19 protein-coding genes are annotated in these 20086 nt (G+C 64.4%); 7 read left to right on the top strand and 12 right to left on the bottom strand.

Annotation, left to right across the window (positions count from 1 at the left end; all coding sequences use genetic code 11):
* The first annotated feature begins 152 nt into the window (after positions 1-152).
* Complete coding sequence (locus tag BMY30_RS13455; protein WP_089714550.1) at positions 153-2090, top strand: aconitate hydratase; 1938 nt, start codon at positions 153-155, stop codon at positions 2088-2090.
* A 172-nt stretch (positions 2091-2262) separates the two neighbouring features.
* Positions 2263-2601, top strand: a complete 339-nt coding sequence (locus BMY30_RS13450; RefSeq protein WP_089714548.1) for a hypothetical protein — start codon at positions 2263-2265, stop codon at positions 2599-2601.
* A 95-nt stretch (positions 2602-2696) separates the two neighbouring features.
* Here the strand turns inward: BMY30_RS13450 and BMY30_RS13445 are convergent, their stop codons facing one another.
* The 5 genes from BMY30_RS13445 to BMY30_RS13425 form a co-directional block, all read right to left on the bottom strand.
* Positions 2697-3089 carry a hypothetical protein gene (locus tag BMY30_RS13445; protein ID WP_089714546.1) on the bottom strand — a complete coding sequence of 131 codons (393 nt, stop codon included), beginning with the start codon at positions 3087-3089 and terminating at the stop codon, positions 2697-2699.
* A gap of 76 nt (positions 3090-3165) precedes the next feature.
* On the bottom strand, positions 3166-4719 hold the full coding sequence (locus BMY30_RS17875; RefSeq protein WP_170840145.1) for a c-type cytochrome: 1554 nt from the start codon (positions 4717-4719) through the stop codon (positions 3166-3168).
* Between the two features lie 7 nt (positions 4720-4726).
* A complete protein-coding gene (locus tag BMY30_RS13435; RefSeq protein WP_089714543.1) occupies positions 4727-6097 on the bottom strand; it encodes an NADH:flavin oxidoreductase in 1371 nt (456 codons plus the stop codon).
* Positions 6094-7002 (bottom strand): hypothetical protein, encoded by a 909-nt coding sequence (locus BMY30_RS13430; protein ID WP_089714541.1) that lies wholly within the window; start codon positions 7000-7002, stop codon positions 6094-6096. Before BMY30_RS13430 ends, BMY30_RS13435 begins: the two co-directional genes overlap by 4 nt.
* A 9-nt stretch (positions 7003-7011) precedes the next feature.
* Complete coding sequence (locus tag BMY30_RS13425) at positions 7012-8835, bottom strand: peroxidase family protein (protein WP_089714539.1); 1824 nt, start codon at positions 8833-8835, stop codon at positions 7012-7014.
* Positions 8836-9088: 253 nt separating this feature from the next.
* Between BMY30_RS13425 and BMY30_RS13420 the strand changes: the two genes are divergently transcribed.
* Genes BMY30_RS13420 through BMY30_RS13410 form a run of 3 tightly spaced genes read left to right on the top strand, consistent with a single transcriptional unit; the run spans position 9089 to position 11633 of the window.
* Positions 9089-9460, top strand: coding sequence for a hypothetical protein (locus BMY30_RS13420; protein ID WP_089714537.1), 372 nt, complete (start codon positions 9089-9091; stop codon positions 9458-9460).
* 34 nt (positions 9461-9494) lie between these two features.
* Complete coding sequence (locus tag BMY30_RS13415) at positions 9495-10958, top strand: c-type cytochrome (RefSeq protein ID WP_089714535.1); 1464 nt, start codon at positions 9495-9497, stop codon at positions 10956-10958.
* A gap of 33 nt (positions 10959-10991) precedes the next feature.
* Complete coding sequence (locus BMY30_RS13410) at positions 10992-11633, top strand: response regulator transcription factor (protein ID WP_089714533.1); 642 nt, start codon at positions 10992-10994, stop codon at positions 11631-11633.
* Positions 11634-11799: 166 nt separating this feature from the next.
* On the opposite strand, the gene BMY30_RS18505 is transcribed toward BMY30_RS13410, so the two are convergent.
* Positions 11800-11916 (bottom strand): RES domain-containing protein, encoded by a 117-nt coding sequence (locus BMY30_RS18505; RefSeq protein ID WP_425283457.1) that lies wholly within the window; start codon positions 11914-11916, stop codon positions 11800-11802.
* 38 nt (positions 11917-11954) lie between these two features.
* On the bottom strand, positions 11955-12299 hold the full coding sequence (locus tag BMY30_RS13400) for an antitoxin Xre-like helix-turn-helix domain-containing protein (RefSeq protein ID WP_089714531.1): 345 nt from the start codon (positions 12297-12299) through the stop codon (positions 11955-11957).
* A gap of 194 nt (positions 12300-12493) precedes the next feature.
* On the opposite strand from BMY30_RS13400, the gene BMY30_RS13395 reads away from it, so the two are divergent.
* On the top strand, positions 12494-13309 hold the full coding sequence (locus BMY30_RS13395) for a M15 family metallopeptidase (RefSeq protein ID WP_089714529.1): 816 nt from the start codon (positions 12494-12496) through the stop codon (positions 13307-13309).
* A gap of 46 nt (positions 13310-13355) precedes the next feature.
* On the opposite strand, the gene BMY30_RS13390 is transcribed toward BMY30_RS13395, so the two are convergent.
* From BMY30_RS13390 to BMY30_RS13380, 3 genes are all read right to left on the bottom strand, one after another.
* On the bottom strand, positions 13356-13709 hold the full coding sequence (locus tag BMY30_RS13390; protein ID WP_089714527.1) for a DUF488 domain-containing protein: 354 nt from the start codon (positions 13707-13709) through the stop codon (positions 13356-13358).
* A gap of 46 nt (positions 13710-13755) precedes the next feature.
* On the bottom strand, positions 13756-14601 hold the full coding sequence (locus tag BMY30_RS13385; RefSeq protein ID WP_089714525.1) for an MOSC domain-containing protein: 846 nt from the start codon (positions 14599-14601) through the stop codon (positions 13756-13758).
* 87 nt (positions 14602-14688) lie between these two features.
* Entirely contained in the window at positions 14689-15039 is a 351-nt protein-coding gene (locus tag BMY30_RS13380) for a hypothetical protein (RefSeq protein ID WP_089714523.1), read from the bottom strand.
* A gap of 434 nt (positions 15040-15473) precedes the next feature.
* Here BMY30_RS13380 and BMY30_RS13375 point away from each other — a divergent pair, with 434 nt between their 5' ends.
* Complete coding sequence (locus BMY30_RS13375) at positions 15474-16193, top strand: Crp/Fnr family transcriptional regulator (protein WP_089714521.1); 720 nt, start codon at positions 15474-15476, stop codon at positions 16191-16193.
* A gap of 148 nt (positions 16194-16341) precedes the next feature.
* Here BMY30_RS13375 and BMY30_RS13370 read toward each other — a convergent pair whose 3' ends face one another.
* A complete protein-coding gene (locus BMY30_RS13370; protein WP_089714519.1) occupies positions 16342-18081 on the bottom strand; it encodes a sensor domain-containing diguanylate cyclase in 1740 nt (579 codons plus the stop codon).
* Between the two features lie 176 nt (positions 18082-18257).
* On the bottom strand, positions 18258-20066 hold the full coding sequence (locus tag BMY30_RS13365) for a putative bifunctional diguanylate cyclase/phosphodiesterase (protein WP_089714517.1): 1809 nt from the start codon (positions 20064-20066) through the stop codon (positions 18258-18260).
* Positions 20067-20086 lie beyond the last annotated feature (20 nt).

The following is a 20086-nucleotide window of genomic DNA, read 5'->3' as shown; positions in this document are numbered from 1 at the left end:
TTTTATGATGAATGAAAATCGAACCACAAAGAATAAAGAACATTAGCAATATAACGCTAGACAAGGTTGACGCTCCCGTCGAGCCGCCTCCCTGGCAGGGCCGCCACCAACAGAGTGCTAGACTGAAGGCGAGACAATGACGGGAGCGTGTCATGACGCGGCAAAATGTGACCCACAAGCTGATCGAGTCCCACCTGCTGTCAGGCAGGATGGTACCAGGCGAAGAAATCGGGCTTGCCATCGACCAGACCCTGACCCAGGACGCTACCGGTACCCTGGTGATGCTGGAGTTCGAGGCCATGCAGATCGACCGCGTGCAGACCGAACTCTCGGCTCAGTACGTCGACCACAACCTCATCCAGGAGGACTTCAAGAACCCCGACGACCACCTCTTCCTGCAGAGCGCCTGTCGCAAGTTCGGGGTCTGGTTCAGCCCGGCGGGCAACGGGGTCAGCCACCCCGTCCATCAGGAGCGTTTCGGCATTCCCGGCAAGACGCTGGTCGGCTCGGACAGCCACACCCCGGCGGCCGGAGCACTGGGCATGTTCGCCACGGGGGCCGGCGGCCTGGAAGTCGCCCTGGCCATGGCCGGCAAGCCGCTCTACCTGAAGATGCCGGAAGTGGTGGGGGTCGAGCTGACCGGCGAATTGCCCGACTGGGTCAGCGCCAAGGATGTGGTGCTGGAGATGTTGCGCCGTTTCGGCGTCAAGGGCGGCGCCGGCAAGGTCTTCGAGTATTACGGCCCCGGCCTCGAGTCTCTGAGCGCCATGGATCGCCACGTAATCGCCAACATGGGCACCGAGATGGGGGCGACGACCTCGGTGTTTCCTTCCGATGGTGAGGTCAAGCGCTTCCTGGAGCGCCAGGAGCGCGGCGACGACTGGCGCGAACTGCTTCCCGACGAGGGGGCCGAGTATGACGAGCACGTCAGCCTCGACCTCTCCCGCGTGGAGCCGATGATCGCCCTGCCCAGCAGTCCCGGCAACGTCAAGAAGGTGCGCGAGGTGGAAGGCGAAGAGGTCTACCAGGCCTATGTCGGCTCATCGGCCAACCCCGGCTTTCGTGACTTTGCCGTGCCGGCGATGATGGTCGAGGGTCGCCATATCAGGCCCGGGGTCTCGTTCGACATCAACCCCACCTCGCGCCAGATCCTCGAGAACCTCACCATCGAGAGCTATCTGTCGCGCCTGATCCACGCCGGTGCGCGCCTGCACCAGGCCGGTTGCAACGGCTGCATCGGCATGGGCCAGGCGCCGGCCACCGACCGCAACAGCCTGCGCACCGTGCCACGCAACTTTCCGGGACGCTCCGGCACCACCGAGGACAGGGTCTTCCTGTGCAGCCCGGAAACCGCCACCGCCGCCGCGCTGACCGGAAAGATCACCGACCCGCGCGACCTGGAGATGAGCTACCCGACCTTCAGGGAGCCCGAGAAGATCGTCATCAATCGCGAGATGCTCGTCGCCCCCGCCGAGGATGGTCGTCTGGTGGAGGTGATCAAGGGGCCGAATGTCAAGTCGCTGCCTGAATTCGAGCCCGTTCCGGCCGAGTTCTCGGGGCCGGTGCTGCTCAAGCTGGGCGACGACGTCTCCACCGACGAGATCATGCCCGCCGGTGCCGAGGTGCTGCCGCTGCGCAGCAACATCCCGGCCATCGCCGAGTATGTCTTCCACGCCGTCGACAAGAAGTTCACCCAAAGGGCAAAGGAGCTCGACGGTGACGGCTTCTTCATCGTCGCCGGCAGGAACTACGGCCAGGGCTCGAGCCGCGAGCACGCCGCCATCGCCCCGCGCTACCTGGGTCTGCGCGCGGTCTGCGCGATCTCCTACGGCCGCATCCACTGGCAGAACCTGGCCAACTTCGGCGTCGTGCCGCTGACCTTTGCCAATCCCGACGACCTCGACAGTATCGACCAGGACGACGAGCTGGCCCTGGATGACATCGTCTCGGCCCTGGAAAGCGACGAGGAGGTGACGCTGCACAACCGCACCAAGGAGGAGCACTACACCATGCACCATGGTCTGTCGAAGCGACAGGTCGACATGATCCGCAACGGCAGCCTGATCCAGCTGGTACGTGAGGAAGCCTGACGCCGGGGCCTTCCCGGCAATAGTCACCCAGCTCTGGGCCTGTCGGTGCCATTACCCCGAAATACGCTGATCGTCATTTTTCGATTGAGCTCGGCGGCCTATCTCGGTCAGGATGGAATCAGGAACAGCCGTCAAGGATGAACGCGCAACGGCATACCGCTGGAGGAGCCCTATGCAACCGCTGAGCTATTACTACTACAACGTGCTGGAAGGTCTCGAGAAACCGAGCGATGTGCCGACGAGTCACCTGCAGGAGGGCTACGACATCCTGTATCGCCATGGTGGGCGCATCGAGATCGACCTGATGCGCAAGGCCGAGGACGGCAACGCCCAGGGCGAGCCCTACCACTGGTACGAGGAGCTCGATGACGAGCAGCGGGCAAAACTGCACAAGGCCCTGGAAGGCAGCGACCCGGCGAAGATCCTCAAGGTCATGCAGCGCAACGGTTATGCCGGCGTGCTTTACCACCATGCCTGGGAAAACTTCCGGAATGGGGCCGTTGTCGACTAGCGTCACAGCTTTTTCTACCCGACTCCCGACAGCCGCACCATAGCAGGGGCCCGCTAGCAATCGCGGGCCCCTGGTCTTTTCTGAGTGGCAAGTTCCTAAGGTTTGGCCATCAGGTCCGCGCGCCACCCTCGCCAGAAGGTTATCCCCTGCAGCACGGCCAGTACCGCCTCGTAGAGCGCAGGTAGCCACAACAGTCCCGAGGCGAACAGGAAGAACAGCGCGAAGAGCCCGCGGAACAGGATCGACAGCAGCGCTACCAGGCGGTTATGCAGCGGCGACAAAGCGGCCGGGAGGTAAAGCAGCCCCATCGCCAGCATGGCCAGGCCGGCGTAGCGGGGCCATGTCAAGGGCGCCGCCAGGTCGGCCCTGATGATCTCGAGCAAACTGGCCGGCCACCACCACAGCCACAGGCCGATCAGCACGTTGAGGGCGATGCCCACCTGCATCACCCGCCGATAGGTCCGGAAGGTGTCCTGTGAAGTCTGCATGTCGGTACTCCCTGGGGCCAGATGCGTCAGCGCATAAAAACTCAGCGAAGAAGGTCAATATTCAGAAGGTCAATATTCAGAAGGTCAACAAGTAGTCGAGCAGAACCGCCCGGTCATCCGGCGGCAGCGCGGTGCCATAAGTATGCCCCTGCTTGCCGTTGCCCGGCAGACGAGTATCGAAACAGAAGCCCTCGTCCAAGGGGGCCCCAGGGATACAGTCGGGAGCCAAGAATCCGCCCTTCTCGCCATCCAGCACGTCCAGGCCACGCAAGAAGGCCACGGGGCGCTCTTCCGGGGGCAACAGCAGGTCGTGCAGGGTCGGCACCGAGCCGTTGTGCAGGTAGGGGGCGCGCAGCCAGAGTCCGTCGAGGGGCTGGTTGGCGTAGCCGTCGGTCTTGCGGAAGTGGCGGAAGCGGTAGCGCTCGTCATCGGCGAAGAGGGTGAGCTGATAGAGGCGCAGTGTCTGGGTATAGCTGTCCAGGCGCGCCGGGTCAGCCCCTAGCGTGGCGTTGGGTACCACCTCGCCGAGCTGCTCGCCCTCGAAGACGTAGCGCTCGCCCTCCTGATAGCCGTGGCAATCGGCACAGTGGCGCATGTAGAGCGCCTTGCCGGCCGCCACGCTGTCGGCATCTGGGTCGTGGGGGCTCGGCGGCGGCTCGAGGTCGAGCAGCCAGTCGGCGACCCGCTCGATGGCGGCATGGTCGGCGCTCTCCTCGGTGACCCCGGCACCCAGGGCGGCGCTCAGGTTGCGCTCCTGCAGCGAGGCGTTGTTGCCGTCCCAATGCAGGTCCATGCCCTGGCGAGGACGCTGAAGGAAGATCGACGGGAAGTCCGCGGTGCCGATCCGCTCGTCCTCCGCCAGGTCGGCGAGGGTCATGTCGAACTGGATCAGCTTGTAGGGATTGAAGGTATCGACCCGTCCCGGCCCCCAGGCCGGCTGCTCCGCCAGCAGCGGTGCGAGCCGCGCCCGGGTCTCCAGCAGCCCCTCGCGTACCCGCGGCAGCACCGCGTACCGCCACACCAGGCGCTCGATCCAGCCAAGCTCCTGGCCCTGCTCCTCCATGGCGGCGAACACGCTGTCCGGCGCGAGTCGCGGGTCGTCGGCGATCTCCAGCAGGAAGGCGATGAAGCCGTTGAGGTCCAGGTTGTTGGCGGGCATACCCGATATCAGCCGCGGTTGCGACCCAGGAGACTCGCGCACCGTGCCGGTATGGCACGCCGCACAGTTTAGCCACCCCAGTTCCACGCCGCGCACCTCGCGTGTGCCCACTCCGATGGGCAGGTCACCCGCCTCGAGGCTGTCACCCGAGGCGTAGAGGAAGCCGAAGGCCGCGTAGCCCTCCTCGGCGAGTACCTCGGGGAAGAGTTCGGGCAGCACCCGCCACAGCCGCACCGGCAGGCCGCTTTCCGGCTCGCTGCCGATGGAGCCATGGCGGAAGTGCGCCTCGGGATCGGCGTAGTGGCGCACCGACTCACCGCTGTAGCGCCACAGGGTAGGGACACCGATCGCCAGCACCAGCACGCCGGCCACCACCACGGCCAGCGCCAGCAGGGTCAACGGCAGGTACCGCCGCCGACGACGGCGGGTCTCGTGCTGCACGGCGGTGACGGGGGGCTCCTGGCGTCTCATGGCGGCCTCACGGGGTATGCGCTTGCGTTTCTCGAGACGGCGCCACCGGCGGCAACTGCAGCTCGGGCCGGGTCTCGTAGATGGCCATCAGGGTCTCGAGCATGCGCTCGTGGTCACCGCCGAAGCGATCCAGCTCGTAGCAACCCAGGGGATTCTTGGGCGCATTGAGCAGGCACTTGTTGCAGAAGGTGCAGGGATTCTCCGGCGTGTCGTGGCCGGCCTGCCATTGGCGCGGCATGTCAGGGTTGGCGATCAGCGCCCGGGCGCTGGAGACCGCATCGCAGGCACCCGAATTGATGGCCTCGCGCACCAGGGAGGCGCGCTGGTAGCCACCGGTGCTGATCACCGGGATGTTCACCGCCGCGCGGATGGCGCGTGCCTCGTCCAGGCCGATGCCCTCCAACTCGCGGCCGCGCCGGTGGCGGAACCACAGCCAGCGGAAGATCCAGCGCAGCGCCGGGTAGCGGAACAGCAGGTAGTTGCGGAAGGTGTCGACGCCGGCGGAGAGCATGGCGTCGTAGGTGCTGACGATGGTCTCGAAGGGGAAGTCGCCGGGCGGATTCAGGGGATGGGGAAAGAGGCTACCCAGCGAGACATGCAGGGCGTCGGCGCCGGCGGTCTCGGCCCACCGGCACACCTGTACGGTATCTGCCAGGCTGTTGCCCTTGCCTTCCCAGGGCAGCACGTCGTTGTGGTCCACGGCGCTGATCTTGACCTGCAGGTGGAAATCCGGCCCCACCCGGTCGCGTATTGCCTCGATCACCTCCAGCAGGAAGCGAGCCCGGTTCATCAGCGAGCCGCCGTAGCGGTCGTTTCGGTCGTTGATCGCCGAGCTCAGGAACTGGGTGAAGAGATAGCCGTTGGCGGCGTGCAGTTCCACGCCGTCGAGCCCCGCTTCCCGGGCTCGCCAGGCGCCGCGGGCGAAGGCCTCGACGGTGCACTCGACCTCGTGGCCGGTCATCGCCCGGCACAGGAAGCCATGCAGCGATTCCTTGTGGCCGGTGGCGCTGGGTGCTCGCCGATGTTGGTTGTGCACCCCGGGCAGGTCCATCTGCCGGCCGGAGTGACTGAGCTGCAGGATGTACTTGCAGTCGAAGCGATGCACCGCCTCGCCGAGACGCTGCCAGAGGGGAATGAAGTCGTCGCGATGGATAGTGGCGTAGCCGGCGACGATGCGCCCTTCCATCTGCACCGGCACGAAGGATGAGAGGATGGCCCCCACCCCACCGCGGGCAAAACGGCACTCCCAGTTGATGCGGGTCTGGGTCAGGCTGCCGTCCTCGTTGTCGAAGCGCCCGGAGATGTTCGAACGCAGCAGGCGGTTCTTGATCTCGATGTTGCGCCACTTCAGCGGCGTGAAGATGACGTCCTCGCTCATGCGCCTCGCCCTCCTTGCTGCACGGTCATGGCCTGCTCCCAGACCGCCGCCAGCAGCGCCAGAATGAAGCTCTGGGCCGGGCAGCGCGCCCAGCTCTGACCCATGAAAGCCAGCTCGCGGTCACCGCTGCCTCTGGCGGCATCCGCCAGGCGCAGCACCACCAGGTCGTCGGGTTCCAGCCGTCGTGGTGCGCAAGGCGTCGACAGCGGCCTCCTCACCCGGCGCAGCAGCGTCTCCGGCGCCGAGAGGGTGCGGCCCATTACCGCCGCCAGGGAGAGCCCATGGGCCTGGGGCGAGGCGGCCAGCTCACGCATCGCCGCCAGTGACGCCACCAGGTTGTGCACGGCGATGCCGGTCGCATGCAGCGCCAGTGGCTCGGCCCGGGCGCGCTCGGCCAGCAATCGCCGGGCACGGCCCAGGCGCCCACTGACCCGTTGGCCCAGGGCACGCAATACGTTGATGCGCGGATAGGCGTTGAGCAGCCGGGCCGCCGCATAGCTTTCCTGGTCGGCATGGTACTCATCGTGAAACAGCCGCCCCAACAACCCCTGGGCGGCGGGTCCCAGCGCCTCGCCCTCGGCCTGGCCGGCCACCGCCTCCACCAGGGTCTTGAAGGCCGGATCCTGGCGCCAGGCCGTTGCTTCGGCGCGCTCATCGAGGCGCTGGCCCAGTTCGGCGTGGCGGGACTCGCGGCCCTGCGCCTCGCGGGGCAGCAAGGCGGGCAGCGGCTGGTCATCGAACACCAAGGCCTGGCGCAGGCGGGCCAGTCGCAGGCGATTGATCAGCCCGCCGGCGGGCGCCAGGTGGCGGTCGATGCCCGGCTCGGCATCCAGCTCGCGGATCTCCCGGGCATCGCTCACCTCCAGCAGGTTGACGAGACCGGGAATGCTCAGGCGCCTGGCCATGGTGCCTCCCTATTCACGAGACCTGGTTTCACGAGACCAGGGGAAGAAGACATTGCGCACCCCTTCCATCCGCGGCACCAACTCGGGAAAGTGGCGACCGATCACCGTGCGCAGGCCGTTGTCGTCGATCCACTGCATCCCCGCCGGGGTGTAGACCTCGGGGATGTAGTCGTCTGTGAAGAAGCGGTCGCTCTTGAGGCGCCGGGAAGCCATCAGGATGAAGATGCGGAAGGCAGTGTCGCTGAAGGCAAAACCCGGCGGCGGCGTCTCGGCGAGGCAGCCGGTGAGCAGGTCGACCTGCTCCACGTTGCCATAGACTGCCTCCAGCTCGCGTTGCCACTCGGGATTGTCGGTGAGCTCGGCGAAGCTCGCCGGCGCCGGCATGTCGATCAGACGGCGGAAGCGGCAGTAGCGCGGCACCCCGCGCTCGCGGTCGCGCAGCACGTCGATGGAGGCCAGGTCGATGGTGCGCTCATGGGGCGCCTGCTTGGCGTGCTGTTGGAGATGACTCGGGAAATTGTGCAGCACCAGCGCGCCGGGGTGGCTGGTGCCCAGCGAATAGAGCGCATCGGCCAGCGGCACCTCGTCGTAGAGCGAGTGGGTCCGCGAGCCGGCCACCTCGGTCAGGCCGCACGTCTTGAGCGGGCTGTCGTCGGCCAGGCGACGGAAATCGAAGTCATCAGGTACCAGCGGATGCATGCGGTAGACGGCGCTGAACTCCTCGGTGATGGCATAGGGCGCGGCGTGATGATCCACCGGTGAGCCGACAATGCCGCTGAACAGTTCGCTGTCGCTGACCCGGCCACGGCTGCGGTAGAAGTGCTCGTCGAGAATGCCCCACCAGTTGGCACGCATGCCCAGGCGCAGCTCCGGGGTGTCGAGCAGGGCCGGCGTCCACTCCACGGTGTGGATCTTGGCGATCAGGGCGGTGTTGATCAGGCGCGCCTTCTGGAACAACCATTCACCGTCGCGATCCGGGTGATCGATGCGCAGCCGGTCGACGATGGCGTTGTGCTCCCGGACGAAGAGGTTGTGCATCAGCGACAGTCCCACCCACCAGTTGCCGTTGACCCCCGCCAGCTCGATGCCGTGCTCGTCCTGGGGCAGGTGGCCATCGGGACGCAGGTAAAGCTTGCCGTCGGTCAGCAGCTCGCCGCTCTCGGGGTCGCTGCGCACCAGGCGCTGGCGCTTGAGGCTGCTGCCATAGATCTGCGAGCCGTCCCACCACTGGGTCTCGGTGTTGAGGAAGGTCTCCGGGAAACCCTCGTCGGCCGGGCCGCGAGTGGAATCGCGGCGCGAACGCAGCACCGTCATGCGCCCCCAGGGCCAGTCGTCGTCCTCATCGAGGGGGATCTCGTAGGGCGTCGCCTCGGTGTCGTTGCTGCCATGACTGAACCAGTCGTGGACCATGAACTGCAGCCAGGCGGGCACCAGGACGTTCAGCGTGGTGGCCGGCGTGAAGGTCTCGCGTGTCATCAGCCGGCGGCTGATGACACGCGGGCTGGGCGTCATCAGCATCTCATCGGTCTCGCCGAAGGTCTCGGCGATGGGCACGTTGCGCCCGAAGCGGGTATAGGCCTTACCCATACAGGGGGCCGCCAGGTCGTTATAGCTGCCATCGGCTGTACGGCAGCTGCGCACGTCAAGCTCGCCCTTGTCGGGGTCCGGCGGGCGCTCGCGCTCGGTGTCGTAAAGGTTGTGCCAGCGCATATTCCCTCGCAGGGCGACGAGGTTCAGTACGGCGATGAGAAAAGGAAACTGATGCCACTGCCGGCGCCGGTTGATGCGCCGAAAGAGCCGACCGAGCAGACCGCTGCCGCGTTGACCGAACATGAAGCTCCTCCCTGGTCACGATGCCAAAGGAACGGACGCGCAGTGACCCTGCCATCCCTGGCCAATATGAAGCCTGAAGACTCCACTCTCGCGAGGATGAACGTGACCATACTGCACTTGACAACTAACCTTTAGCACAGGGTTTCACCCCCCTCCAGAAGTTCATTGTCAGCAGGAAAGGATTTCAACGAGGGGTCTCGGGATACACTCCGCAAGATGTCTCGCCCTGCCTCGCGGGGCCCAAGGAGGACGCGTGGCCAAGCGTCATTACGCGACGGGATTCCGCCTCATGGTACTGCTGGGCGTGGTAGCCAATCTGGCCCTGGCGATACCTGCGGTCTTCGTCCCCAATACGGTGATCGCACTGGTGGGCGGAGCGCCAGTAGCCGAGACGGTGTGGCCGGCCTTCGCCGGCTGGCTGCTGATCCTGCTTAGCCTGTTCTACCTGCCGGCAGCCCTGGACCCCGATCGGTTCCGGATGGTTGCAGTGCTGACGGTGCTGGCACGCTTCGCCGGGGTCGTATTCTTCACGCTGCTGTATCCGCAGTTCCTGTTGCTCGCCCTGTTCGACTTGTTCTTCGGTGTCACCCAGGGCGCGCTGCTACTGGCGCTCGGCCGACGCTGAGCGGTGTCTACGACTCATTCGGGAGGAAGCGGTCATGGCTCACAAGGATCACACCCACCCCAAGTCCCGCCGCTGGCTCGCCTGGCTGGCCCTGCTGCTGATACTGGGCGCCGCGGTGGCGGCGATCGGCTGGTACAAGCTGTTCCGCGAGGAGCCCCAGCAGTTCGAAAGCGTCGAGGAATATTATCGCTACGGCTCCATTGGCACCGAGCCGGAGGAAGGCCTGCCCTACTGGGTCTGGCGCGTGCTGCCGACACTCTTCCCGCAGCACCTGCCGGGCGATGGGGAAGATGACAGCTACGCCGCCCTGGGCGTGGCCTGGGAGGAAGGCCAACCCTCGCCGGTGGGCTTCTCGCTGAAGACCATCGGCTTCCCACGCATCGGCATCAATTGCGCGGCCTGCCATACCGCCACCTACCGCACGGCACCGGACGGCGAACGCCGGATCGTGCCTGCCGGCCCGCACCAGACCTTCGACCCCCAGGCGTACCTGCGCTTCCTTAGCGACGCCGCCGCGGACCCGGACTTCACCGCCGACAACCTGCTGGCAGCCATTCGCGAAGAGACCGAGCTCTCCTGGCTCGACCGCCTGCTCTACCGCTTCCTGATCATCCCGCGCACCCGCGACGGGCTGCTGGAACAGGCCGAGCGCTTCACCTGGACCGAGGATCGGCCCCGCTGGGGACCGGGGCGCATCGATCCCTTCAACCCCGTGAAATTCCACCCCGACCTGCTGGCCCTGAACCCCGCCGAGGACGACACCATCGGCAACTCCGACATCATGCCGCTCTGGGCGATGGACGAGCAGGAGGGCTACGCCCTGCACTGGGACGGGCTCAACGACTCGCTCACCGAGGTGGTGCTCAGCGGCGCCATCGGCGATGGCGCCCGCCCCGACTCCCTGCCAGTGGAGGCACTGGGCGAACTGGAGGCCTACCTGCGCAAGCTGGCGCCGCCCTCCTACCCCTTCAACTCCCTGGACCAGCAGGCTGCCGCACGCGGAGAGGTGCTGTTCGAGGAGACCTGCGCCGGCTGCCACGGCCCCGGGGGGGCTCGCACCGGCACGGTGATCCCGCAGCCGGAAGTAGGCACCGACAACCACCGCCTGGCGATGTGGACCGCCGAGGCCGCCGAGCGCTACAACGCCTATGCCGAGGACTACCCCTGGGATTTCGACGCCTTCGTCAAGACCGACGGCTACGTGGCCAAGCCGCTGACAGGCATCTGGCTGCGCGCGCCTTACCTGCACAACGGCTCGGTGCCCACCGTGGAAGATCTGCTGCGCCCCGCCGAGGAACGCCCCGAGGTGTTCCATCGCGGCTACGACGTCTATCACCCCGACCTCCTGGGCTTCATCCACGAAGGCGAGGATGCCGAGCGGCACGGCTTCCGCTACGACACCAACGAACCCGGTAACGGCAACGCCGGCCACGAATACGGCACCGAGTTGCCGGCAGAAGATCGCGATGCGCTGGTCGAGTACCTCAAGACGCTTTAGCCTCCCCACTTCATCCACACCCCCGAGGCATCCGTGACCGAGCCCCCCTCTTCCTTCGTTGCCATCATCGACGACGATCAGGCGCTTCGCGATTCGCTGACCTGGCTGCTCGAATCCGTGGGCCTGATCACCTGCGCCTATGCCGATGGCGAGACCTTCCTCGCCGCCGACGCTGGCGAGCATGACGCTATCCTGCTCGACGTTCGCATGCCGGGCCTCTCCGGCCTGCAGGTACAGCAGCGGCTGCTCGAGCGCGGCGACGATACGCCGGTGATCTTCATGACCGGCCATGGCGACGTACCCATGGCGGTCTCGGCGCTGAAGAGCGGCGCCTTCGACTTCATCGAAAAGCCCTTCAACCCCCAGCAGCTGATCGATACCGTCCAACAGGCCCTCGCCGAGCACCAGAGCCGCCGGCAGGCCAAGCGGCGGCTGGGCGAACTGCAGGCACGCTACGCGGCCCTGCGCCCCAAGGAGCAGAAAATCCTGGTCCACGTCGCCGAGGGAATGACCAGCCGCCAGATCGCCGAGCACCTGGACATCAGCGCCAAGACGGTGGAGATCTACCGGCTACGCGCCATGAAGGCCCTAGGGGCCGGAAACTTCGCCGAACTGGTGCGGCTGTGCGTCGCGCTGGGGCTGGTGGAGACGCTGCCCGATGGGGCCAGGGGCTAATGCACTGCTGAACGGGCATAGAAAGGAGCAACTTCGCGGTGCTTGTCGAGAAGCCGGGGGTCGAGAGGGAAGATGAAAGGCGACCGCGCACATCGATGAGGCTGACGGTGTGAGGAAGCTCGACCCGCAGCAGGGTAAACGAGCCCGGCAACTCGTCCAGTTCCAGTTAGAAGTTAACCAGCACCTCCAGGAGCGAGGTGGCGGGGCAGTCCGAGAGATAGACGATCGGGCGTCCCTTGTGATGCCACCGACCCGCTGTCACGGTCCCACCGATCCCCGCCAGATCCGTGAAGTTCGAGATACGCTAGAGAACCATCCCTGTCACGCCGCAAATCCATGACGTAGCTGCTCGAGCTGCTCCTCCGCCAGGAGAAGCATCTTGCCGGCGCGGTAGAGTCGATCGCCTTCCTCGGTGGAGAGAGCCTGGCCACGTGAACGCCGGTGCGTCAGCGTGCGCGGCTTGATGATACCCAGGTCGACGACGTTGACGCCCAACGCCGCCAGTCGGTCCAGCGCTTCCAGGGGCACCCCCTCACGAATCAGCTCGTCAGGGCTGCGCCTCTTGTTGTGGCCGGCCATGAGCAAGACGAGCTTAGCTTGCAGCGCGTCGAGATCGGCATGCGGTTCTGCGGTCTCGGCATGCTCTTCGACATCGATGGATGTCATGCGGCACCTCCTGAGATATCGGCAATCTGCCAAGAGGTGTGGCGCAAATTGCCTAAAACTCGCCCGGGCGCACGCTCACTCGAATGAGAAAACGGTGCCTCCGAACGCCATTTGCATCAGCCGGCCTACACTAGGAGAAGCAGCCCGGCCATGGTGACCGCGGCGCCCGGATCCCGGCAGGGGGGAGGTACAACATGAACAAGACAGCCATTCGCACGTTGCAGCAATACCTCGCCGAAAGCGGTGACTACACCGGTGCCATCGATGGCCTTCGAGGCCCCAAGACGCGTGCCGCCGTGGACGCCGCCATGAAACGGCATGTCGACAAGCTGCCCTCGGGTAGCGACGCCTGGAGCGAGCGACGTCTCGCCGTTGCCTGCCTGCAGCTGGCCTGCCACGAGAAACGCATCGAGGTGGGCGCCATCGATGGCCTGTGGGGGCCCCAGACCGACTACGCCCATGAGGTGCTGGATACCCTGCTGGAGACCGGGAAGAAACCGCCTCTGTGGCGCGATCAGCAACCGCTGGACGCGAACCCCAATGGCTGGTGTCACGAGGCTGAGCTGGAGCAGACGCTGGGTTCGCCAAGCCGCAAGCCACCGCTGGTGGTGGTGCCCTGCCCCTGGCCGCTGGCACTGGCCTGGGACCCCAGCACCCGCCCCTCCGGCATCGGCTGCCACGAGCAGGTCGCCGAGAGCCTCTCGCGTGTGCTCGAACGTGTCCACGACCATTACGGAAACGAGCGGCTCCGCGAATTGGGGCTGCACCTGTACGGCGGCTGCTACAACAAGCGCCGCAAGCGCGGGGGCAGCAGCTGGTCGACCCACGCCTGGGGCGTCGCCATCGACTGGGACCCGGCCCGCAATCGGCTCAAGTGGGGGCGCGATCGCGCGCGGCTGGCCAGGCCAGAGTATGAAGACTGGTGGCGCTTCTGGGAGGAGGAAGGCTGGGTCAGCCTGGGCCGCCATCGCAACTTCGACTGGATGCACGTGCAGGCCGCCAGGCTGTAAGAATCCGTCTGGCGGCCCAAGGCCTATCGATACGGAGGCGCGAGACTCAACGCCGCAGCATCTCCAGGTATTGCCTGAGCACCACGGCGTTGTTGTGACGCTCGTCCCTGGAAGAAAACACCAGGGTGACGGTTCCGCTGGCCGCCCGTTCGGCCAGGCTTCTCAGCGTCTCACGATGTGCCTTGAGCTCTGCCAGGTAGCGGCGGCGAAACTCGCCCCAGCCAAGCTCACCGGCATGGAAAGCCTTGCGTAGGGTATCGCTGGGCGCGACCTCCTTGCGCCACTCATCGATCCGCGCATCGGCCTTCGCCACCCCGCGCGGCCAGAGTCGATCGACCAGCACACGGTAGCCATCCTCGGCGCTCGGCGCCTCGAAGGCACGCTTCAGGGCAATGCTCATCATCGGTCTCCTTTCGGCCATGCTGTCATTGCAGCCGGTTCGGGAATCAGCGCCGGAACGCTGTCAGCCGATCGCCGACAGCGAGGGTCTCCCCCTTTCCGGCCAACAGGATGGCGTTCTGGCCGAAATAGCCACCGGGGGCATGGCGAGTGTTCATCTCCACCAGGGTGCGCAGCGGCTCGCCGGGCACGGCGATCTCGCCCGTCGCCTGATCCACGGTAGTGATCTTGCAGCGCTGGCAGGGCTTGCGCAGCCCTAGACGGATACCCTCATCGAACGTGCTCAGCGCTGACCAGCCATTCTCGGCAAAGGGCTCGTCACCATCCACGACGAGGCTGGGCCGGAAGCGCTCCATGGGAACCGGTGCAAGGCCCTTGGCCTGCAGTACCCGGTTGACCTCGGCAAGCGAGGCCTCGGATACCACCAGGAACGGATAGCCATCGGCGAAGGCGGTGTGTGCCAGTTCGCCGGGCGCCAGGAAGTGCGGTTCGACCCCGCGGCGCTGGTCCGGCGCGAAACGCACCAGCCGCAAGCCGCTACCCTGGTAGCTCCCCAGCACGTTGCCCAGCCATGCGGCGGCTTCCGCCCCCTCGTCCAGCGCCTGGCACTGGTCGTCCCACACGTACACCGGCAGCCGGGGCTGGTCGTCGCGCTGCAGCGGAATACACAGCGGGGTTGCCTCGGGGTGGTCCAGCACCAGGGCCTCGTTATCCAGGCGCACGACGATCTGCGCCATGTGCGGCAACTGGCGCTGGGTAACGAAGCGGCCGATGTCGTCGACCACCATCCAGTGGCGGTCGTAGGGCAAGCCGCGGGTGGCAAGCTCGGCGTGGTCGAGCGTGATGCCGCCCAGCGACTTCACTGGATAGATATTGAGCCGGGTGATCTTCACGGGGGTCTCCTGTCACCGGCGCTAGCCTGTCAGCGGAGCCGGGGTCTCGGCCGCCACCTTGCTCCTGCGGGATCGGTGGGCAGGACCTTACAGCCGCTGGGTCTCGATGACGTAGCCGATGATCGGATAGCCCGCCTCGCGGGCGGCCTTCTCGGCCTCGAGCTGGGCTTCGATCTTCGAGATACTGGAAGAAACGTGTTCGAAGACGCTATCCATCTCGAGCTGCTTGGTGCGTACCGCCAGTTTCACCAGATGGCCGGTCTTCGGTGCGCCGCCCGGCTTGCTGCGCGGCGCCTTGGGCTTGGCCTCATCGCCGGCTTCCCTGGGCCATTCGGGGGGTGAGGTAGCCGCCTTGCGCCGGGCCTCTTGCTCGTTATCCATGAAGTCATTGATCTCGCGGCGCATCTGCTGCTCGAACTCGTTCAATTCCGTTTCCATCGTGTCTCCGTCTACTACCTACTACAGTAATGGCGAGAGTGTACCAGAACTCGCGCGGCTGCCATCCCTTGCAGCCGTGTCAAGCGTGTAGCGGGTCAGTGAGTCCTTACCTCGCCCAAGGAGAGGGCGGCCAGAGGCGGAAGGTCGGCACAACCTGGAGCAACGCCCGCTTTCACCCTGAATTCAAGCAATAAGCACAACACCTGATCCATCCGGTACGGTGTTGCCATGATGCCTTGAGCTAGGCAAGCAACGCGAAGACAGATCCGCTGGACAGCTGGTCGGGCAGCGACGCCCTCAGACTCATTACGTGCGCTAGCGTACAGAGGTTCAAATTCCCAATGTGATACAGCTTTGCTGGTGGAACTGGACAAATGCGATCTGCGGGGTGGTGTTCGTAGCCGCTCGAATCGGGAGAACGAGGGAGGACTGGGATGTCATTACCACAATATGATTCTCGGAACCGGCTATTGACCCTTTTGCCGGAGGAAGACCTGGAGCGACTGCTACCCCATCTCGAGCGAGTAACCTTGCCGCTGGGGAAGTCACTCTGTGAATCAGGGGTCGAGATGGACCATGTCTATTTCCCCCTCGACGCCATCGTATCGTTGCTATGTGTACTGGAAAACGGTACCTCGGCGGAAATCGCGGTGGTGGGCAATGAAGGGATCGTTGGCGTGTCATTGTTCATGGGAGGCAGGACAACGCTCAGTCGGGCCATTGTGCAGAGCGCCGGCGAGGCCTATCGTCTCGACGGGCAGCGCCTTAAGAATGAATTCTATCAGGCCGGTGAGATGCAGCAGCACCTGCTCCACTATACCCAGGCGCTGATGACGCAATTGTCTCAGACGGCGATCTGCAACCGCTACCACACTCTCGACCAGCAGCTCTGTCGCTGGCTGCTACTCTGCCTGGACCGCCTGCCGGATACGAATCTGGCCATGACCCAGAATCTGATCGCCGATATGTTGGGGGTGCGCCGATCGGGCGTTACCCAAGCGGCGGGTAAGCTCCAGCAGGCAGGATTGATTGCCTATCATCGTGGACAGATCACTGTGCTCGACCGGCCAGGTCTCGAAGAGCGGGTCTGCGAGTGCTACAAGGTAGTCAAAGACGAGTACGATCGTTTGATGGCTCGCCCAGTCGTGATGTAACCCTGCTGCCACCACTCCCTCGGGCTCCTGGTCGCCGGAGGTACGTTCACCGTGACCCGGTCTTTCAGCATCTCGAAGCCGCCCGGCTTCCACTCTGCCATTAATTTTCCTTTGGAGCTCCCAGGCACTCCGAATGCTTCGCAGTTTGTCACAAGGAAAAACTCGAAACTTGTCCGGCGCTAGCCGCCGAGTCCTCGCCATTGACCACCACCCGGTTGCGGCCGGTCCGCTTGGCCTCGTAGAGAGCGTTGTCCACACGCTTCAGCAACATATTGAGCGTGTCACCATTCCGAAAGCTGGTGATGCCCAGGCTAATGGTCAAGCCCCCCACTTCGGGAAAGGGCTCGACCTCGATACAGCGGCACAGTCGTTCCGCCATTCGAGCGGCCTCGGAGGGGTCGGTTTCCGGAAGGAGGGCCACGAATTCCTCGCCTCCCCAACGGGCCAGAAAATCAGGCTGCCGCATTTCCCCGGCGAGTCGCTTGGTCAGCTCCACCAGCACCCGGTCGCCGACGTCGTGCCCGTAGGTGTCGTTGACCTTCTTGAAATGGTCAAGGTCGATCATTACCAGAGCGGTTTCCGTGCCATAGCGTGCGTGGCGTGCCAGCGCGCGCTCCATCTCCGCATCGAAGCGCTGCCGATTGTAGAGGCCGGTGAGGGGATCGGTGGTGGCCTCCCGCTCCAGTGACACTTCCAGCTGCTTTTGCCTGGCAATGTCCAGCCCGACACCCAGCAGGTAAGGCTGCCCATTCAGCTCGATCCGCAAGCCGTTGAACAAATAGGGGGTGTCCCCCTCGACAGTGCACAGCTTGCTTTCGATCACCGTGCTGCCCTCCGAGAAGACTTTGGCGATGGCCTTGGCGACACGCTTCTTCTCTTCCTGCGGAATGAGCACCAAGGCGTCGAGGCCGTCGAGCTCCTCGGAGCTACGACCCGTCACCGCTTCCACCCGATCATTCCACCGGACCAATTGGCCCTGCCCATCAAGGATGTAGAAGATGCCCGGCAAACCGGCCAGAATCGACTCCGAAATGGCCTTCTCGCGCCGAAGCTGGTCTTCAAGGCCCCGGCGCTCGGAGATGTCCTGAAGGAAAGTGGAAATCTGATGGATATCCCCGGCGTCGTCCCGGTGAACAATAATGACCTGGGAAACAGGGACCTCCTTCCCCTCCCGATCCAGCACCGCTGTTTCCCCCCGCCAGGATCCCTCTTTCGTGGCGATGGGCAGCCCTTCGTTGGCAATCTTTTCCGCCGCCCAGGACGGATGGATCCACCGCAACGTCCCTTCCAGGCTTTTCGTCTCGGGTGGCAGCTCGGATCGACCCCAGAGATCCCCACTGGAGCGCTCGGGCAGTCCCACCAGGCGCGCACCGGTGGCGTTCAGGTAGAACATAGCGCCATCGCCGTCGTGCATGGCGACGATGTCCGGCGTGCTATCCAGAACCGCTGCAAAACGCCGCAGACTATCTTCCAGCCGGCGCTGTTCGCTGATGTCGCGCACTAGCGCCTGCACCAACGCGCCATCATCCGTGTCAATCCGGCTCAACAAGACCTCGGTAGGGAAATCGACACCATCCCATGTGCGGTGACGCCACTCGAAAAACGCCTGCCCCTCGCTCAGGGCCTCGTCGATGCGGTCTGCCGCCGCCTCACGGCTGATGCGGCCGTCAGGTTGGTAAAGGGGGGAGAGGTCGCCGGGATGGATACTCACAAAGGTGGCCAGATCAGGCACCCGAAACATCGCCAGGGTCGCGGGATTGCAATCCTGGAAACGCTCTCCCGCAAAAAAAATGATAGCATCGCGGGATTGCTCGAACGCCAACTGGTACTTCTGTCGTTTTCGGGCCACATCCTCTTGGGTCGTCTCCAGACCGTTGCCATGTGCCATGGTTGCTCCTTGTTCTGGGCCATGCTCACCGAGGTGGACCAGGGCATTGGCGCTACTCTCGCAGTCGCTCCTCTTTATGGGCGATACAGCTTCTTATGGGCGATACAGCGTCAGCGTGCCTTTGGAGAATCGAGAGTCGGCACACGACCTCCCTGAGGTTATTGAAACACTCCCTCTTATCCAAGTTTTTTCATTTCATGAGGCGCTTCGCTGGCCTGACTGATGCTGAGGCCATTTTTCATCGCCTCGATGAAGGCCGGTTCGGGCAACGGCCGTGAGACCAGGTAGCCTTGACCGGTCTGCACACCGCGCTTTCTCAGGTACTCCAGCTGCTCACGGGTTTCGATACCTTCGGCGACCAGCTCCAGGCCGAATTGTTCGCCCAGCGCAATGATGGCGTTGGTGATCAGCTGGCCACCTCCATTGTTCGGCACATGATCGATGAAGCTCTTGTCGATTTTCAGTATATCGGCGGGCAGCTGTTGCAGGTAACTCAGTGACGAGTAGCCGGTACCGAAATCATCAATCGACACTCTTATGCCGTAGTCCCTAAGGGCTTTTAGGCTATCCTGGATGTTCTGATCCACGTCCATCAACATGGTTTCCGTCATCTCGATTCCAATGCAGGAGGGCGTCAGCCCGTACTCGCTAATCAGCTGCGTTAGCCAGGGTACGAAACCGTCCGCGGCCAGATCCTGCGGTGTGATGTTGACCGCAATCCGCGGACAGTCCAGCCCGCTCTTCCGCCAGCGGGCCATTGCCGCACAGGCCGCTTCGATCACCCAGTTGTCAATCCGCTGGATCAGCCCTGCGTTTTCGGCGATCGGGATGAAAACGCCCGGCGACACCATTTCGCCGGAGGGCTTGCGCCAGCGGATCAGCGCTTCAGCCCCCGCCATAGTCAGATCACTGAGTCGGAATTTGGGCTGAAACCACAGCTCGAACTCCTGCTGTTCCAGGGCCCGATGCATTTCGGATTCGATGCGCAGAAAATATAAGGTACGATCCTGTAAAGCAGGTGAGTAGAAATGCGGCACCCCGGTGGGCGACGCATCGTTCATGGCGGTGCTCGCCGCCTCCAGAAGCCCCGAGGCATCCTTTGCATCATCGGGATAAATGGCGATACCTACCCGGGCCACGGGGCGTATCCATTCGCCTCTTATCAATCGGGGGCACTGTATCGTCTGGATAAGCCGCTGGCTGAATCGGGTAGCGTCGTTCAGGGACGAACCGGCGGGCAGCAGCGTCGCACCCTGTTCGCGGTCGAACCGACTCATGACGAAATTGACGCCAAGACCCTCTTGAAGATCGCTGACGACGGCTTCGATGATGTCTTCCGTGACGCTCTGGCCCAGGCCCTGCGTAAACCGTTCCATGGGTATTCGACCCGCGACGACATAGAGCTTTTCAAGTCTGGTGTCGGCCCGCTGGATAGCCGTTTCAAGGTGCCTCAGAAAGAGTTCACGGGCCGGTAACCCGGTCGTCCGGTCGTGATTGATGGTGTACACCAGATCCTGGCGTTGTTGCTCGGCAAGCCGCCGGGCACGCAACAGCATAGAGGTGCGTTCTAAAAATTCCTCTGTATCGATAGGCGTTATGATGAACTCGTCGATGGTGTCACGGTTCTTTTTGGCCTGGTGGCGCAGTTCTGCGCGCGACAGTATCAGCATCACGGGCAGGAAGACCGGCATCTCGTCCTGCCGGGCCAGCGTCAGTTCGTGGTGCCAGCGCCTCAGGCCCGCGCCATCGACGATGGCGAGATCGAAACCTTGCTCGGGCAAGGCGCCACTGTCGGGTATCAGCAGTTCGCCATGCCGGCGCAGCTGCCTCGCCACCTGATCGCGATTGCCGCGCTTGTCAATCAACAGCAAGATGCGCGGCAGCGTCGAGTCGCCGGCGGCGGCCTCGTCATGCCCCGAGCGTAGCGCAATATCGCGGCGTACCCGCGCGGGGTCGGGGTTCAGGTTATCGTCCTGTTCTGGCATGGCAGTCTCACCTGGAAGAG

The organism is Halomonas daqiaonensis, from assembly GCF_900109725.1.
GTDB classification, from domain to species: Bacteria; Pseudomonadota; Gammaproteobacteria; order Pseudomonadales; family Halomonadaceae; genus Halomonas; species Halomonas daqiaonensis.
This window is presented reverse-complemented; position numbering and strand designations above follow the sequence as displayed.